The organism is Bradyrhizobium sp. ORS 375 (genome assembly GCF_000239775.1).
Lineage (GTDB): Bacteria > Pseudomonadota > Alphaproteobacteria > Rhizobiales > Xanthobacteraceae > Bradyrhizobium.
Genome location: NZ_CAFI01000205.1, coordinates 11,832 through 28,451 on the forward strand (window position 1 = coordinate 11,832; position 16,620 = coordinate 28,451).

The window sequence follows — 16,620 nt, forward strand, 5'->3', positions numbered from 1 at the left end:
CGCTCATCCAGGCTACACGCTGCTCTCTCCTCCGTCATTGCGAGGAGCGAAGCGACGAAGCAATCCAGAGTCGCGCGTTCGGCCCTGGATTGCTTCGCTTCGCTCGCAATGACGATGCATCACCTCACCCCGGCGCGCCTGACTTGACCAGCTTGTAGAACACCGAATCCATCAGCGCCTGGAACGAGGCATCGATGATGTTCGGCGACACGCCGACCGTGGTCCAGCGCTCGCCTTTCTCGTCCTCGCTCTCGATCAGGACCCGCGTCACCGCCTCGGTGCCGCCATTGAGGATACGGACGCGGTAGTCGATCAGCTTCAGGCCGTCGATGAAGCCCTGGTACTTGCCGAGATCCTTGCGCAGGGCGACATCGAGCGCGTTGACCGGGCCGTTGCCTTCCGCCGCGGAGATCAGCCGCTCGCCGGCGACGTCGACCTTGACGACCGCCAGCGCCACCGTGACGCGCTCGCCGAGCGCGTTGTAGCGCTGCTCGACATTGACGTCGAACTGCTCGACCCGGAAATACTCCGGCACCGAGCCGAGCGTGCGCCGGGCCAGCAGCTCGAACGAGGCGTTGGCGGACTCATAGGCATACCCTAAGGCTTCGCGCTCCTTCAGCTCCTCGACCAGCCGCGTCAGCTTCGGATCGCTCTTGCTGAACGGAATGCCGCCGCGCTCCAGCGCCGCGATCACGTTGGAGCGGCCGGCTTGGTCGGATACCAGCACCTTGCGATGGTTGCCGACGCTCTCCGGCAGCACATGCTCGTAGGTCTGCGGATCCTTCAGCACTGCCGAGGCGTGAATGCCGGTCTTGGTCACGAAGGCGCTCTCGCCGACATAGGGCGCGTGCCGGTTCGGCGCGCGGTTGAGCATGTCGTCGAGCGTGCGCGACACCTTCATCAGGCTGCCGAGCTGCTGGTCCGAGACGCCGATCTCGAAACGGTCGGAGAACTCCGCCTTCAGCTTGAGCGTCGGGATCAGCGAGCACAGATTGGCATTGCCGCAGCGCTCGCCGAGGCCGTTCAAGGTGCCCTGGATCTGCCGCACGCCGGCGCGCACCGCGGCGAGCGAGTTCGCCACCGCCTGCTCGGTGTCGTTATGGGCATGAATACCAAGGTGATCGCCGGGCACATGATTGACGACCTCGCCGACAATGGCCTCGATCTCGTGCGGCATGGTGCCGCCATTGGTGTCGCACAGCACGACCCAGCGCGCACCGGCCTCATAGGCCGTCCTGGCGCAGGCCAGTGCGAACGCGGCATTCTCCTTGTAGCCGTCGAAGAAATGCTCGCAGTCGAGCATGACCTCGCGGCCCGCGGCCTTCGCTGCTGTCACGCTGTCGCGGATCGAGGCGAGATTCTCCTCGTTGGTGGTCTCGAGCGCGACGCGCACCTGGTAGGCGGAAGACTTGGCCACGAAGCAGATCGCATCCGCCTTGGCCTCCAGCAGCGCCGCGATGCCGGGATCATTGGAGACCGAGCGTCCGGCACGCCGCGTCATGCCGAAGGCGGTGAAGCGGGCGTGGCCGAGCTTCGGCTTCTCGGCGAAGAACTCGGTGTCGAGCGGATTGGCCCCGGGATAGCCGCCCTCGACATAGTCGATGCCGAGATCGTCGAGCAGGCGCGCGATCACCTGCTTGTCGGCCAAGGTGAAGTCGACGCCGTTGGTCTGCGCGCCGTCGCGCAGCGTCGTGTCGAACAGATGAAGACGCTCCTTGCTCATGACTGCGCCCCTGCGCCGAGCGGCTTCTTCATCGTGGTGTTGGCGAGCCATTCGCCATTGATGGAGACGCTGTTGCGCTGCTGCGCGACGTAGCCGCGCTTGCGGAAGAAATCCACGGCGGTGTCGCTGGCATCGACGGACAATCCCGTGGTGCCCCGTGCCCCCGCGAACTTCTCCAGCGCATCGCACAGCATCGCGCCAACGCCCTGCCCTGCGACGCTTGGGTGCACGTAGAGCATATCGATGTGATCATTGCCCTTCAGCGAGGCAAAGCCCACCGGCGAGCCCTCCAGGGTCGCGATCAAGGTCAGCGTGGACGCCAGCCTCTTGCCGAAGCTCGCCTCGTCGTCGGCAGCCGCGGCCCAGGCCTCCTGCTGCTCCTCGCTGTAATCGTCGGAGGTCAGTTGTTGAATGCTTGCAGCGAAAATCGCCGTCAGCACTGGCGTATCGGTGGGGAGAAACGGCCGCAGCGCAGCCTTCGGAAGTGCCTGTCCCATATCCTCACCAGATCCCATAGAGCTTCGTGACCAGCGCCACCGCGCCCGCGATCACCGCGAGCTTGATCACGATGTAGTACAGCCAGTGCCGCGGAAACGGCGTGTCGGGCTTCTTCATCGCGCGATCTCCCAGGTCGTGACCGGCTTGCCGTCGGCGCCCTTGCCGTCCTTCAGCACGACGCCCATCGCCGCGAGCTCGTCGCGAATGCGGTCGGACTCCTTGAAGTCCTTGCGCGCACGGGCCGCGGTGCGATCGGCGATCAGGCCATCGACCTTGGCGGCATCGACGCCTTTGGCCTGCTGCTTGCGAGCTTCCCATTTCGCTGACGTGTCGGACAGGAAACCAAAATAGCGCAGCGAGCCTGCGAACGCCGCGCGCTCGGCCTCTCCCCCAGAAGCCGCGCGGCTCCGCAAAGCGTGCAGCTCGGCGATCATCAGCGGCGTGTTGATGTCGTCGAGCAAGGCGTTGACGACCGCAGGCTCCGGTGTCTCGCCGGGCGCATCCGCGGCGACGCGATACCAGTCGTCGAGCGTCTTCGCGCTCTCCTCAAGGCCCTTGACCGTCCAGTCAGCCGGCGAGCGGTAGTGCATCTTGAGCATGTTCAGGCGCAGCACCTCGCCCGGCCAGTCGGCCAGGAGATCGCGAATGGTGACGAAGTTGCCGAGACTCTTCGACATCTTCGCGCCCTCGACCTGCACGAACTCGTTGTGCAGCCAGTAGTTCGCCATGACGGAGGTGCCGTGGGCGCAGCGCGACTGCGCGATCTCGTTCTCATGATGCGGGAAGATCAGGTCGAGCCCGCCGCCATGAATGTCGAAGACCTCGCCGAGATAGGCCGCGCTCATCGCCGAGCACTCGATGTGCCAGCCCGGGCGACCGCGCCCCCAGGGGCTGTCCCAGCCCGGCTCGTCCGCCGATGACTGCTTCCACAGCACGAAGTCTGCCGGATTCTTCTTGTGCGCATCGACCGCGACGCGCGCGCCGGCGAGCTGATCCTCGAGCTTGCGGCCCGACAGCGCGCCATAGTCCGGCATCGAAACCGTGTCGAACAGCACCTCGCCGCCCGCCTCATAAGCATGGCCGCGCGCGATCAGCTGCTTGATCAAGCTCACCATGTCGGCTTTGCCGTCGGGACGCGGCAGCACGAATTCGGTGGCCCTCGGCTCGAAGGTGGGCGGCAGGCTGCCGAGCGCAGCGGCATCGCTGTGGAACTGATTGGCCGTCACCTCGGTGACCTTGCGGATCGCCTCGTTCAGCGGCAGGCCGGGAAAATCACGCGCCGCCCGCGCGTTGATCTTGTCATCGACGTCCGTGATGTTGCGGACATAGGTCACATGATCCTGGCCGTAGACATGACGCAGCAGGCGAAACAGCACGTCGAAGACGATCACGGGCCGCGCGTTGCCGATATGGGCGAAGTCGTAGACCGTCGGTCCGCAGACATACATGCGGACGTTGTCGGGATCGAGCGGCACGAAGGGACGCTTTTCCCGCGACGCGGTGTCGTACAAACGCAAGTCCATGGTCAGTCCCCGAATGCCTGTGCCCGCGCCTCGCCAAGCGAGACGCAACGGGTCTCCCGCGCCAGATGACGGCCCTGATGCGGGCGGCCACGGCAAACAGCACGCTTCCGACCTGCCGGCCGGGCGTCCTGATCATCTCTGTTGAGAAAAGACGGCCTCAGCCAGCGAATCGCTAGCGCGTAATCTCGCGGCAAATGCAGCAGATGGCGAGGAAACCGTTCATGGATTTCACCATGATCCAGCAGGATGTTGCCGTCAAGAGCCGCAAATCGGCCGTTTTCGCCGCCCAAATCGTCCCGCCCTGCCTCATGGTTAATCATTTTTAACCTTTTGGGCCTAACCATGGGTTGTCTCCTACATCTCCCGGTGCACCATGCGATTCTCTTCAGGCCTGCTCGCCTGCTGTGTCCTCCTCGCCGTCGCAACGACCGCTTCGGCCGAGAGCCGAATCTTCATCATCGCCAACCAGGCCGACGGCTATGGCGTCGACCAGTGCCTGGCCCGGGGCGACAAATGCGGCGCCTCCGCGGCACGGTCCTACTGCCAATCACGCGATTTTGCGCAGGCCTCCTCCTATCGCCGGGTCGACCCCGATGAAATCACCGGATCGGTGCCGAAAGCCGGTGGAAACTGCGCTCATGGCGGCTGCAGCGACTACGTCGCGATCACCTGCCAACGTTGAGGCATCAGGGAACGGCTGTTCCCGCCTCCGCAGCGCCCCGGAAACGACGTGACGCTGCCCGACAAAGCGGCTATGGGATGCCCGCCGCTGCCGCGAATTTTCCGAATTCTGTGCTAGCTCCGCGGCAGCACCCATGGACCGGAATACCGCATCTTGATCGCATCCCTGTCTCCGCGCCTGTTGGCCTGCACCGCGCTGCTCGGACTGTCCCTGACCGGCTCGCATGTTTTCGCCCAGTCCAGTTCCGATTCCTATGCGCAGATGGCCCCCGGCCAGCCCGGACAACAGGCCGGCGTGAATCCGATCTGCCCGCGTCTGGAGGCGCAGCTCGCCACGATCGATCGCGGCGGTGGCGGCGATCCCGCGCGCGAGGACCAGATCCGGCGTTATCAGGACGCTGCGGCCAAGCAGCAGGCCGAGCTCGATCGCGTCAGCATGCAGGCCAAGCGCATGGGCTGCGACAGCCCCGGCTTCTTCTCGATCTTCAACGGCCGCGCGGCCGAATGCCAGCCGGTCAACAACCAGATCCAGCAGATGCGCTCGAACCTGGACCAGATCACCGGCAGCCTGGAGCGGCTGCGCGGCGGCGGCTTCGGCGGCGAGCGCGACAATCAACGCCGCTCGGTGCTGGCCGCGCTTGGCCAGAACAATTGCGGCCCGCAGTACCAGCAATATGCGAACGCGAATCGCGGCGGCAATGCCGGCGGCAACTTCCTGACCAGCCTGTTCGGCGGCGGCCCCGACAGCAACCCGGCGGCCTCGCTGCCGCCGCCGAGCGCCGATCTCGCCGCGCCGCAAGGCACCTATCGCACCGTCTGCGTGCGCACCTGCGACGGCGCCTATTTCCCGATCTCGTTTGCCACCGTTCCCGGCCGCTTTGCCGATGACGAGCGCGCCTGCAAGGCGCAGTGCCCGGCCGCCGAGGCGACGCTGTTCACCTATCGCAATCCCGGCGAGGACATGAACCAGGCGGTCTCGATCAACGGCCAGTCCTACAGCGCGCTGCCGAACGCGTTCAAATATCGCACCGAGTTCAACCCGAGCTGCTCCTGCAAGGCACCGGGCCAGACCTGGGCCGACGCGCTGAAGTCGATCGACGAGCGAGCCTCCGCCGCCGAGCAGGGCGACATCATCGTCACCGAGGAGAGCGCCAAGCGGATGCAGCAGCGCCAGACCGGCAAGCCGCCGGCCACGGCCGCCAAGAAGGGCGCCGCGCCAGCAGAAGCTTCGGCACCGACCACGACGGCAGACACAACGACCGGCGCCGGTGCCGACAAGCAGATCCGCACGGTCGGACCGACCTTCATCCCGCCGCGCTGAGCCGTCTCGCCGCGACATCCGCCTCATCCATCAGACGCATCGATCGACGCGCGGTCGATGATGTCAGGCGGGATCACCTCGCCTGCCGCCCCCAATGCGCCGACGGGCCGCCAGCGATTGCGCAGCGCTGCGAGACGAATCAGCTGCGACGGCTGGATGTCGGCGGCATGCCCATTCGCTCCTTGGCCCGGAAGAAGGGCGAGCGCGCCGGACAGGCTCGCCAGCGCACTCAGCAGCGCTGCGCGAACGCGCGCCAACAGATCGCGGTCGGCGTCACGCGAAAGCTTGCCGGGAAGGATCTGTTCGAAGGCTGCGACGGCAGCCGCGATCGACATCGTCTCGGCCGCGACGCCAAGCCGAGCCGCGGCTGCAATCGCCGCATCCTGCGCCTGCTGCGGCGTGCCCGGCCCGGACAGCACCACGCCGCGAACCTTCGCGGACCCCAGCGCATCGACGGCGATCGCCAACGATAGCAAGGACTCGATGTCTGCGGTCAGTCCGAGCACGACGCCGCTGTGGCCGGCCTTGGCAACGCGGTCGCGCAGCCCGAGCACACGCGCCGCGTAGTCGGCCTCGTCGCCCTCGATCAGCGTCGCAACCGGTCCGCGGCACAGCCAGCCTTCCGCCCCCCTGCTCCACGCCAGCGTGGTGACACTGTCGACGAAGCCAGGCAGTTGCGCGGCCATCGACAGGTCGGCGTTGAGCGCGAAGGACGCGCCGTCGAACACCTCGTCGCCCTGCCCGCCCGTCTGATTGAGCCAGAGGAGCGGCAGCTCGCTCTCGGTAACCCCGGCAACGGCGGCCGAGAGCCGCCGGTCGCCGTCGCCCCGGACATAGCGCGCCGCTGCGGGGACCACGATCAGCTCGGCGCCGGTCTCCGCCAAGGTTTCAACGACGTTCTCGCCGCCTGCCTTCTCGGACCAGATGTCCTCGCCGATGGCGATGCCGATGCGCATTCCGCGCACGCTGATCGGGCCCGCGGCGGGACCGCGCGCGAACATGCGCGGCTGATCATCCGGCAGGTTGGTCTTGAAGCGCGTCGCCGCGACGCGGCCGGCATCGAGCAGCGCGATCGCGTTGTAGAGCTTGCCGTCCTCGCTCCACGGCGTGCCGATCAGCACCGCCGGCCCGCCATCGGCCGACTCGCGCGCCAGCGTTTCGGTCGCCGCCCGGCAGGCGGCCTGAAAGTCCGGCTCGCACACGAGGTCGCCGGGCGGATAGCCCGCAATGAACAGCTCCGGCAGCACCACGAGATCGGCGCCATCGGCCGCAGCTTTCGCGCGCGCCTCGCGCGCCTTCGCCGCATTGCCCGCGATGTCGCCGACCATCGGATTGAGCTGGGCCAGCGTGATCTTGAAGCTGTCAGCGGCCATCGCTCAAGACACTCACAGCAGCCCGAGCCGCTCGGCGATCGCGAACAGCCAGAAGCCGCCGGACATCAAGAGCGCAGCGCCGACCGCAGCCGAGCCGAGATCCTTGACCTGCCCGATCTTCGGATCGTGGTCGGTGGTGAGACGATCGGCCAGCTTCTCGATCGCGGTGTTGAGCAGCTCCACGACCAGCACCAGCATCACGGCGCAGACCAGCTCGACGCTGCGCATCGGCGTCGCGCCGATGACATAGGCGAGCGGCAGCGACAGGATCAGCGCGACCACCTCCTCGCGCACCGCCTGCTCGGAGCGGAGCGCGAAGGAAAGCCCGTTGCGCGAGTTGACCGTCGCGCGCCACAGACGGAGCATCAGAAGCCCGCGACCGCCGGCATCGGGGTGGTCTTGCCGCCGCGCTGCTGCTTCAGCAGCTCGGCGATCAGGAACGCCATGTCGATCGACTGCTCGGCGTTCAGCCGGGGATCGCACACCGTGTGATAGCGGTCGTTGAGATCCTCATCGGTGATCGCGCGCGCGCCGCCGATGCATTCGGTGACGTCCTTGCCGGTCATCTCCAGATGAATGCCGCCGGCATGGGTCCCCTCCGCGGCGTGCACGGCGAAGAACGCGCGCACCTCGGAGATGATGCGGTCGAACGGCCGGGTCTTGTAGCCGGAGTTCGAGGTGATGGTGTTGCCGTGCATCGGGTCGCACGACCACACCACCTTGCGCCCTTCGCGCTGCACCGCGCGGATCAGCCCCGGCAGGTGATCGCCGACCTTGTCGGCGCCGAAGCGGTTGATCAGGGTCAGCCGGCCCGGCTCGTTGTCGGGATTGAGGATGTCGATCAGCTTGATCAGCTCATCCGGCTTCAGCGACGGGCCGCATTTCAGGCCAATCGGATTCTTGATGCCGCGGAAATACTCGACATGGCCGTGATCGAGCTGACGGGTGCGGTCGCCGATCCAGATGAAATGACCCGAGGTCGCGTACCAGTCGCCGGTGGTGGAGTCGACACGGGTGAAGGCCTGCTCGTAGCCGAGCAGCAGCGCCTCGTGGCTGGTGTAGAAGTCGGTGGCGCGCAGCTCAGGATGGCTCTCGAGATCGAGGCCGCAGGCGCGCATGAAGTTGAGCGCCTCGGAGATGCGGTCGGCGAGCTCCTTGTAACGCCGCGACTGCGGTGAATCCTTGACGAAGCCGAGCATCCATTGATGCACGCTGCCGAGATTGGCGAAGCCGCCGGTGGCAAACGCGCGCAGCAGGTTCAAGGTCGCCGCCGACTGCCGGTAGGCGTCGAGCTGGCGCTGCGGGTTGGGAATGCGCGCTTCAGCGGTGAAGGCGGTGTCGTTGACGATGTCGCCGCGATAGCTCGGCAGTTCGACGCCGTTGACCTTCTCCGTCGGCGAGGAGCGCGGCTTGGCGAACTGGCCGGCGATGCGGCCGACCTTCACCACCGGCACCGCGCCGGCATAGGTCATGACGACAGCCATCTGCAGCAGCACGCGGAAGAAGTCGCGGATGTTGTTGGCACCGTGCTCGGCGAAGCTCTCGGCGCAGTCGCCGCCCTGCAGCAGGAACGCCTCGCCCGCGGCCACTCGCGCCAGGGATTTCTTGAGGTTGCGCGCCTCGCCGGCGAACACCAGCGGCGGGAAGGTGGCCAGTTGCGCCTCCACCTCGGCCAGCGCCTTCTGGTCGGGATAGTCAGGCACCTGCTGCACCGGCTTGGACCGCCAGCTTTCCGGGCTCCAGCGCTCCGTCATGGCTCTCTACTCCCTCTCGACATCCGCACGCTTCGTTCCCCGCAGCGGCGCGCCGCGTTATACACAGCCTGCCCGGCGACTGCCATCCGGATTTTAAGACGCTCGGCCAAGCCCTTGCGGCCGCATCAGGATTTTGACGCGGTTGAGATTCCGGATGATCACGGCCCCCCGCTGTCTCCCGTCATTGCGAGCGCAGCGAAGCAATCCAGGGTGGTGGACGGGACTCTGGATTGCTTCGCTGCGCTCGCAATGACGACCGTGGCGACCGGCCCGCCTATTCGCCTCTTTCGTCGACGCACCGGCGCGCCTCCTGCCCCACCTGCCGTCATCCCGGCGAACGCCGGGATCCATAACCACCGTCCGATGTCGTGAGGCGAGGCGGATGGACTTGCGCAACCCAATGGCCGCCGCGGAGTCTGGGTCCCGGATCTGCGCCCGCGGCGGCGCGTCGCGCCGAGCTCCGGGCCCGCCACCGTCACGTCATGAACAATGGTGGGCACGGCGCGTGACAGCGTCGCCGACAACTCGTGCCGTGCCATGCGCCTTTGCCCACCCTACAGTTCGGTGTTCCCGGCTTCCGGCTGCACAATATCAAACAGCAATACGCCATCTCGCGGCGCTGCGTGCCCGAGGCATGAAGGTCGTCCGTCCCTCGCAAAAATCGGAGGGCGCAGGGAATGCCGGGTGAAGGCCTCACCCATGGCCCGCCTGCGGAAAGAAATGCAGGCGGCAGGTACCACAGGTGCAGCAGATCAACCGGCATTCCCTGCGCGACGGTCTTAACGCTTATACGCAGTCTGCCTGGTGCGCCGGGCTTGTTGGCCACCATAGCCCGCGCGGCGCGCAAGCGCCGTCACGAACGTGACACCAGCTTCGGGGTGCCAGCACGCTGCGACTTCACGTCCGCGCCAAGCCGTTCGTCGGCGCATCGAAAGACACGCTGCGGCTCCATCGCGGCCATCGCTCCCCGCCCCGCGTGTCGTGACGATCGCGCGCAACGCCCCTACCGAGTGAGGCGGGATGCGCACACTAGAGCACGATTTCTGATATTCGTAAAGAAGAATTTTCGGAGCGCTGTTGGAGACAGGACAGTCGCTTTGGCCAGCTTCGTGCGATCGCCTGACAGCAGGCACATCACACGACCAGCAACAGACCCGACACCAGCAGAATCCCCAGAATGATCTTCCTGAACAGCGCGTCGTTGACCTTGCGGAAGGCGAGGATGCCAAGCGCCGTGCCGGCGAGCAGCGCGGGGATGCTCAAGGCGAGATCGATGACCACCTTGGACGACAGGTCCTGCCGCGCCAGCATCACCACCAGCGAGGCGATCTGAATGGCGGCAATGAACGGCTGGACGAGGCCGCGCTGCTCGGTCTTGGGCAGGCCATGCATCTCGCACCAGATCGTCGGCAGCGCACCGGGCATCGCGGTGAGGCCGCCGATGAGACCGCCGCCGAAGCCGACGATGGCGGTGCGGCCCCTGCTCATGGGCTGGAGGCTGCCGAGCGCCGGCTTGAACAGCATGTAGGCGGCATAGAGCGCGATCGTCGCGCCGAACACCTGCTGAAACATTCGCGCATCCGCATTGTGCAGCAGCCACAGCGCCAGGGGAACGCCGAGCAGACCACCCACGATCAGCACCGCACTGTCCCGCCATCGGATGCTGCTGCGAAGCGCCCAGAGATTTGTCGCCTGAACGCCGACGCTGCAGGCCATCATCAAGGGCACGGCCTCCAACGGCTGCAATACGTGCAGCAGGATGGCGCCGGCGACGGCCGAGAACGCAAAACCGGCGAGACCGGAGACGAAGGCGCCGAAGAAAACAGCAGTGCTGAGCAACAGGAATGAGGAAAGCCCGGCCATGAGAACTCTCCGGCTGATGGGGTTGAAAATGAATGAGCGTCAATCGTAAGGCCGGAGCATCGAGACCGGCTTCGTCTGCGTCCCGTCCGGCGTGTCAGTCCCTCGCAAAATCGCAATCGCGACGATGTGCAGGATCAGGAAGGCGACGAGGACGACGGCGCCGAACGCCGGCTTGAGCGTGATCGGCTTGCGCTGCATTGAATTCTGATGAGCCCGCATGTCCGTCGTCTCCAGCAACCGCTATCGGATTGCTAGCAGCCCAGCGTCCCCTCAGCGTCCCCCGACAGGAGGATGGCAGCGTCCCTTCTGCGTGTTCGGCGACGAACGTTTGAACAGGGTTTGCGTTTTTCCCCATCTCAGGACTCGTGGCGCGACGGGTCGCGGAATGACGGGACGCGCGTGTGGCGCGACAGGCCACGAGGAACCTGTGGCACGCGCGCCATTGCAGCGCTGGCCTCCTCACACTCACGACAATTCCCGCTTGACCAATCCATAACCATTCAGTTATGCATCAACCCATAACCAATGAGTTATGGATTTGGATGACCCGCTCGCCCGACCTGCTGTTCCGCACGCTTGCCGATCCGACACGACGCGCGATCTTCGAGGGTCTGTGCCGCAATGGCGAGCAGACCGTCGGCGCGCTCACCGCCAAGGCCGGCGTCTCGCAGCCGGCGGTGTCGAAGCATCTCGGCGTGCTGAAGCAGGCGGGCCTGGTGCGCGAGCGCCATGAGGGCCGCCTGACGCATTATCGTGCGCAGCCGAAGGCGCTGGCGCCCCTGCTCGACTGGACCAGCCGCATGGCCGCGTTCTGGGAGAGCCGGTTCGACCAACTGGAAACTCTGCTCAACAGGATGGATCAATGAATTCTGCGTCCGAGACCCGCACCGTCGTCGTCGAGCGCGAGTTCGCGCATCCGCCCGAAAAGCTCTGGCGCGCGCTGACGCAGCCGCATCTCATCGCCGAGTGGCTGATGGCCAATGACTTCGCGCCCCAGCTTGACCACCGCTTCAAGCTGAAGGCCGACTGGGGCATCGTGGACTGCCAGGTCCGGACCATCGAGCCGAACAGGACGTTGTCCTACAGCTGGGCCGCGCTCGGCCTCGACAGCGTGGTGACCTGGACCCTGACTCCGACCGCTGCGGGCACGCATCTGCGCATGGAGCAGACCGGTTTCGCCGCCGACCAGACCCGCGCCTATCAGGGCGCGCGCTACGGCTGGCCGAAATTCTTCGATGGGTTGGAGCAGACTCTGTCCCGGCTGGACTGAGCCCCGTCGACGAGACACTCCGCCGTCATTCCGGGGCGACGCGCGAAGCGCGACGAGCCCGGAATCCATCGGACCGCGCAAATGCCGCTTGATGGATTCCGGGCTCGTGCATCGCACGCTCCGGAATGACGAAGGTGAGATATCGCGCTTTCGTCAGCAGTGACATCATGGGAGGAGTAGATGAATTGGTCCAACACCATCCGGCAGGTGCATCGCTGGGTATCCATCGCCTTCACGCTCGGCTTGATCTTTAACATCGTGGCGATGACGCAGACGCAGCAGCCGGCCTTCTGGATCGGACTGATGGCGCTGATCCCGCTGATCGTGCTGCTGGGCACGGGGCTGTATATGTTTGCGCGGCCCTACCTCGTACGCCAACGTGGCGCGGCAAACGAGTTGAGGGTCGGCTGACAGACTCTCCCTCAGTGCGAGCGCAGCGAAGCAATCCAGAGTCCTTGCTGAGCCCTGGATTGCCTCGCTGCGCTCGCAATGACGCCATTCCGGCTGTTTGGGCTTCAGCTTGCAGGTGGCAACACTCAAGACTACCGAGCCTTCACCGTCCGTAGGTGCGACGCCCTACTCCAGCCCGTTCGCCGAGACCCAGCCGACGACGCCGTTCCACACCGCGCGGCATGACGGGTAGCGGCTGATGCCGTCGCCGGGCGCGAGACAGCCGCCGACCATCGCCGTCTCACCGGCCGGGATGCGCGTGAGGATCTCCGACTTCTGGCCAGGCTCGCGGCGCAGATTGAGATAACCTTGCGAGACGTTGCGTTTGACCACGCGCGGCACGAGATGCGGGTTGGGCAGGATCGCCTGTGCACGCTCGATCGGCGTCTCCGCGGGACGCGCCGCCGTCTGCGTCTTCTTCAGCTCCTCGATCCTGGCCCGCGCCATCGAGCCATAGGGCGTGCCGCCGAACTGCCGCACGAAATCCTCGAGCACGGCGATGCTGGTGGTGTTCTGCGTCACCGCCCAGGCGCGCTCGGCCGGATCGACGGACGACGGCGCCGGCTGCGCTGTCGAGGCTGGCGCATAGGCTTGGCCGGCGAAGTAGAAGTCGCCGTCGACGGGCGAGCTCGATACCCAGGGCTGCTGGGTGCCGCCGGTCGCGCGCTTCACCTCGAGGCCGACCTGGTTGAAGGTCTTGAAGATGTCGAGACCCGGCCGCCTGATCGTTTCCGCCAGCGCCTTCGTGAACGGGCTGTTGCCGTCGCTTCCGTCGAGCGCGACGTTGCCGGGCTGGGTCGCGAACGAGATCAGCGTGCCCTCCGGCGCGCGCATCTGCGCGAGCCCGCTGGCGCCATCGCGCAGGCCGCGGCCGCCGAACGGATTGTTGCGGCAGGCGTCGAGGATGACGAGGTTGAGCTTGGTGCCCGCGCTCTCCATCTGCCGCAGCACGACATTGACGTCCAGCATCTGGAAGTCGACATCGGCCTCCCGCGCCGGGTTGGCGTCGACCGGCACCAGGTAATTGGCGCCGCGCACCTGCACCCCGTGGCCGGCATAGTAGACCAGCGCGACGTCGGCGCCGCGCGCCTTGGCGCCGAATGTCTGCACGGCCCGGCGCATCGTGGCCTCGTCGAGATCGAGCTGCGGGCCGCCGCCGATCAGCGTGAAGCCGAGACCTTGAAGCGTCTCGGCCATCAGCTCCGCATCATGCTTGGGGTTCTCGAGCCGGCTGACGCTGCGATAGGCCGAGTTGCCGATGACCAACGCGATCCGGGTGTCGGCCAGCACGGGGCTGCATGGGCAAAGCAGGCTCAAGCCCGCCACCACCAGCATCATCCATCGCCGCATCCGTTATCCCCCTGTCGTCGACGGCGGAGTTTATACGGCCTGTCGCTGACGTGAAGAGCACAGCGGGCCGGATCGTGTCGATCGGGGCGGCTCACAGCTCATCGCCGCAGCAACCACGAGAACGCATCGCGCAGGATCGCGGTGCCATCAGCAGGATGCCAGGCGCCATGGGCGAGCACGATGCGCTCGGGATGCCATTCAAGCATGGTTTCCACCGCGGCCCGCAGCTCGCGCCGGTGCCGCCATGTGAATGTCAGGCGGAGATCGCGCGGCAGGCCGCCATGCGGCGGACCGACGCCTCCGATCCAGCTCAGGTAGCGCGCGAGGCCGGTGCTGATCTTGGCCGGCTCGAAATTCTCCATCAGATCGGTCAGGATCAGCGTGCGCGAGGGGCGATGGAAGAACGCGACCTCGGTCATGTAGCTGCCGACGACCGGCAAGGTCGCGATCTCATCATCCCAGGGATAGCCCGCGCTGCGATCCAGCGGCCTGCCTTCGAAATCGATGTGACCTTTCGCCTGCGCACGAATGCGTGGTGCGAGATAGACGGCCGCGGAAGCGTAGGCCGATTTCCACTCCGGAATCCACCAATAGTGGATGCGATTGGGACCGATGATGTCGCGCACGCGGCCCAGGCCGTCGATCTCAGCCCGGAGCTCCGGCGTCAGAGGCGTCGGCGAGTGGATGAAGAGATCAGCGGACGCCTGGCGCACCACGGTCATGCGGGTGGGAAACGGCAATTTCAGTCCCGGGATGCCGAAGCGGATCACGGGCCCGTCGACGATCCAGATGTCGTCGGCGACGGGCTTCAGGGTGTTCAACGGCGGATAGGTTGCAAGACAATCGTCCTGGGACATGCGCGTCGCTCTCCGCGCCCAACCGCCCATTCGCTGGACGGTTCCAACAGCAGCGGCCGCGATCAGTCACGGTGCGGATCGCGGTCACACCGCGATCATCGGCCCCCGTGATCGCGCCCTACTCCGCCGCCTGCCTCACGTGCCGCTCGGTCACCGTGCGCATCGTCACCAGCTCCTCGGCGGCCGAGGGATGCAGCGCGACGGTGGCGTCGAAATCGGCCTTGGTGGCCTTCATCTTGATGGCGATGGCGACGGCCTGGGTGATCTCGGCGGCGGTGTCGCCGACGATATGGCAGCCGAGCACGCGGTCGCTCGTGCCATCGACGACGAGCTTCATCAGCACACGGGTGTCCCGGCCGGACATCGTTGCCTTGATCGGGCGGAAACTGGTCTTGTAGATATCGACGCGATCGTAGAGCTCGCGCGCCTGCGTCTCGGTGAGACCGACAGTGCCCACTTCAGGCTGGCAGAACACCGCCGTCGGAATGTCGGCGTGATCGACGCGCACGGTCTTGCCGCCGAACACGGTGTCGGCGAAGGCATGGCCCTCGCGGATCGCCACCGGCGTCAGGTTGAAGCGATGGGTGACGTCGCCGATCGCATAGATGCTCGGCACGGAGCTCTGCGAGAACGCGTCGACCGCGATGCCGCCATTGCGCGGATTGATCGCGACGCCCGCCTTCTCCAGACCGAGATTGGCGACCGCCGGATGGCGGCCGATCGCGAACATCACCTTGTCGGAGGCGATGCTGGAGCCGTTCGACAGATGCGTCGTGTAGTCGTTGCCGTGCTTGTCGACGCTGTTGACGGTGCATCCCGTGAGGATGGTGATGCCTTCCTTCTCCATCTCCGCGCGGACGTGCTTGCGAACGTCCTCGTCGAAGCCGCGCAGGATGTTGTCGCCGCGATAGACCACGGTGACGTCGGAGCCGAAATTAGCGAAGATGCAGGCGAATTCGAGCGCGATGTAGCCGCCGCCCTGGATCACGATCCGGCGCGGCAGCTGCTCGAGGTGAAACGCCTCGTTCGACGAGATGACGTGCTCGATGCCCGGAATCGGCTTGCCGTGATTGGGCGCGCCGCCGGTCGCGATCAGGATGTATTTTGCGCTGATCGTCTCGCCGGTGGCGAGCCGCACCGTGTGCGCATCCTCGATCGTCGCTCGGGTCTTCACGACCTTGGCGCCCGACTTCTCGACATTGGCGGTGTAGGCCGCCTCGAGCCGGGCGATCTCCTTGTCCTTGTTCCTGATCAGCGTCGGCCAGTCGAACGAGGCCTGCGGAATCGTCCAGCCAAAGCCGGCGGCATCGGCGATCTCCTGGCGGACATGGGAGCCGATCACGAACAACTTCTTGGGCACGCAGCCGCGGATCACGCAGGTGCCACCCATGCGATATTCCTCGGCGACAACAACGCGGGCGCCATAGCCGCTCGCGATGCGGGCGGCGCGCACGCCACCCGAGCCGCCACCGATTACGAACAGGTCGACGTCGAATTCAGCCATCTGTCCTCCGAGCCGACCTTTGCCGCCGTATGTGTCAGATCGGCTTGTTGCGCTTGCGCATCTCGGCGCGGAACTGCGCGGTCACGGTCTCCGAAAATTCCGCGGCCCACTGGTTCGTCGCGACCATGCTCATCTGGATCGCCTTCGGCTCGGCGTTGATCAGCTTCTGGCCGAGCGGCGTCTTGTAGAAGGTCACCAGATTGGCGATCTCGGCATCGGTGAACTCGTTGCAGTAGATCTGCGCCATCTTGTCGCCGATCTCCTTCTCCTTGCCGGCATAGGTCTGCGCGACCACGACCGCGACCTCGTCGAGGTCCTTCTGGTAGTTCAGGTTGGACTGCAGCAGCGTCTGCTTGGCCTGCTGCACGATGCCGGGAACGGCATTGGCATACAGCGCAGAGGCGTTCTTCATCGCCAGAATCTCCTTCGCGCCGGCCATGCAGGCGGCCGAGG

The 16,620-nt window shown here is 66.0% G+C and carries 18 protein-coding genes; 5 read left to right on the top strand and 13 right to left on the bottom strand.

Going from position 1 to position 16,620, the window contains the following annotated elements; genetic code table 11:
- Window positions 1-124 precede the first annotated feature (124 nt).
- The 4 genes from cimA to BRAO375_RS37460 form a co-directional block, all read right to left on the bottom strand.
- Window positions 125-1,723 carry a citramalate synthase gene (gene cimA / locus BRAO375_RS17565; RefSeq protein WP_009028807.1) on the bottom strand — a complete coding sequence of 533 codons (1,599 nt, stop codon included), beginning with the start codon at window positions 1,721-1,723 and terminating at the stop codon, window positions 125-127.
- Window positions 1,720-2,220: a GNAT family N-acetyltransferase gene (locus tag BRAO375_RS17570; protein WP_009028808.1), complete on the bottom strand. Its 501-nt coding sequence runs from the start codon at window positions 2,218-2,220 to the stop codon at window positions 1,720-1,722. The genes cimA and BRAO375_RS17570 overlap by 4 nt, the downstream gene beginning before the upstream one ends.
- A gap of 114 nt (window positions 2,221-2,334) precedes the next feature.
- Complete coding sequence (gene cysS, locus BRAO375_RS17575; RefSeq protein ID WP_009028810.1) at window positions 2,335-3,744, bottom strand: cysteine--tRNA ligase; 1,410 nt, start codon at window positions 3,742-3,744, stop codon at window positions 2,335-2,337.
- Window positions 3,745-3,746: 2 nt separating this feature from the next.
- Complete coding sequence (locus tag BRAO375_RS37460; RefSeq protein WP_139031408.1) at window positions 3,747-4,088, bottom strand: hypothetical protein; 342 nt, start codon at window positions 4,086-4,088, stop codon at window positions 3,747-3,749.
- 29 nt (window positions 4,089-4,117) lie between these two features.
- Here BRAO375_RS37460 and BRAO375_RS17580 point away from each other — a divergent pair, with 29 nt between their 5' ends.
- Both BRAO375_RS17580 and BRAO375_RS17585 read left to right on the top strand, forming a co-directional pair.
- Window positions 4,118-4,426 (top strand): hypothetical protein, encoded by a 309-nt coding sequence (locus BRAO375_RS17580; RefSeq protein ID WP_009028811.1) that lies wholly within the window; start codon window positions 4,118-4,120, stop codon window positions 4,424-4,426.
- A 153-nt stretch (window positions 4,427-4,579) separates the two neighbouring features.
- Window positions 4,580-5,746 (top strand): DUF2865 domain-containing protein, encoded by a 1,167-nt coding sequence (locus tag BRAO375_RS17585; RefSeq protein WP_009028812.1) that lies wholly within the window; start codon window positions 4,580-4,582, stop codon window positions 5,744-5,746.
- Window positions 5,747-5,769: 23 nt separating this feature from the next.
- Here BRAO375_RS17585 and BRAO375_RS17590 read toward each other — a convergent pair whose 3' ends face one another.
- The 5 genes from BRAO375_RS17590 to BRAO375_RS37465 form a co-directional block, all read right to left on the bottom strand.
- Window positions 5,770-7,119, bottom strand: a complete 1,350-nt coding sequence (locus BRAO375_RS17590; protein WP_009028813.1) for a nitrilase-related carbon-nitrogen hydrolase — start codon at window positions 7,117-7,119, stop codon at window positions 5,770-5,772.
- Between the two features lie 12 nt (window positions 7,120-7,131).
- On the bottom strand, window positions 7,132-7,485 hold the full coding sequence (locus BRAO375_RS17595) for a diacylglycerol kinase (RefSeq protein ID WP_009028814.1): 354 nt from the start codon (window positions 7,483-7,485) through the stop codon (window positions 7,132-7,134).
- Window positions 7,485-8,873: a class II 3-deoxy-7-phosphoheptulonate synthase gene (locus tag BRAO375_RS17600; RefSeq protein ID WP_009028815.1), complete on the bottom strand. Its 1,389-nt coding sequence runs from the start codon at window positions 8,871-8,873 to the stop codon at window positions 7,485-7,487. The genes BRAO375_RS17595 and BRAO375_RS17600 overlap by 1 nt, the downstream gene beginning before the upstream one ends.
- A 1,134-nt stretch (window positions 8,874-10,007) precedes the next feature.
- Complete coding sequence (locus BRAO375_RS17605) at window positions 10,008-10,736, bottom strand: sulfite exporter TauE/SafE family protein (protein ID WP_009028816.1); 729 nt, start codon at window positions 10,734-10,736, stop codon at window positions 10,008-10,010.
- A 39-nt stretch (window positions 10,737-10,775) separates the two neighbouring features.
- Window positions 10,776-10,955, bottom strand: a complete 180-nt coding sequence (locus BRAO375_RS37465) for a hypothetical protein (RefSeq protein ID WP_035640820.1) — start codon at window positions 10,953-10,955, stop codon at window positions 10,776-10,778.
- A gap of 323 nt (window positions 10,956-11,278) precedes the next feature.
- On the opposite strand from BRAO375_RS37465, the gene BRAO375_RS17615 reads away from it, so the two are divergent.
- From BRAO375_RS17615 to BRAO375_RS17625, 3 genes are all read left to right on the top strand, one after another.
- Window positions 11,279-11,602: an ArsR/SmtB family transcription factor gene (locus tag BRAO375_RS17615; RefSeq protein WP_009028818.1), complete on the top strand. Its 324-nt coding sequence runs from the start codon at window positions 11,279-11,281 to the stop codon at window positions 11,600-11,602.
- On the top strand, window positions 11,599-12,006 hold the full coding sequence (locus BRAO375_RS17620) for an SRPBCC family protein (protein WP_009028819.1): 408 nt from the start codon (window positions 11,599-11,601) through the stop codon (window positions 12,004-12,006). Before BRAO375_RS17615 ends, BRAO375_RS17620 begins: the two co-directional genes overlap by 4 nt.
- Before the next feature lie 180 nt (window positions 12,007-12,186).
- Window positions 12,187-12,417, top strand: coding sequence for a hypothetical protein (locus BRAO375_RS17625; protein ID WP_009028820.1), 231 nt, complete (start codon window positions 12,187-12,189; stop codon window positions 12,415-12,417).
- A 165-nt stretch (window positions 12,418-12,582) separates the two neighbouring features.
- Here the strand turns inward: BRAO375_RS17625 and BRAO375_RS17630 are convergent, their stop codons facing one another.
- The 4 genes from BRAO375_RS17630 to BRAO375_RS17645 all read right to left on the bottom strand — a co-directional run.
- Entirely contained in the window at window positions 12,583-13,806 is a 1,224-nt protein-coding gene (locus BRAO375_RS17630) for a caspase family protein (protein ID WP_009028821.1), read from the bottom strand.
- Between the two features lie 98 nt (window positions 13,807-13,904).
- Window positions 13,905-14,663, bottom strand: a complete 759-nt coding sequence (locus BRAO375_RS17635) for a DUF4336 domain-containing protein (protein ID WP_009028822.1) — start codon at window positions 14,661-14,663, stop codon at window positions 13,905-13,907.
- 118 nt (window positions 14,664-14,781) lie between these two features.
- A complete protein-coding gene (gene gor, locus BRAO375_RS17640) occupies window positions 14,782-16,167 on the bottom strand; it encodes a glutathione-disulfide reductase (RefSeq protein ID WP_009028823.1) in 1,386 nt (461 codons plus the stop codon).
- A gap of 34 nt (window positions 16,168-16,201) precedes the next feature.
- The coding region (locus BRAO375_RS17645; RefSeq protein ID WP_035640825.1) for a DUF2059 domain-containing protein at window positions 16,202-16,620 on the bottom strand (419 nt) is incomplete at its 5' end.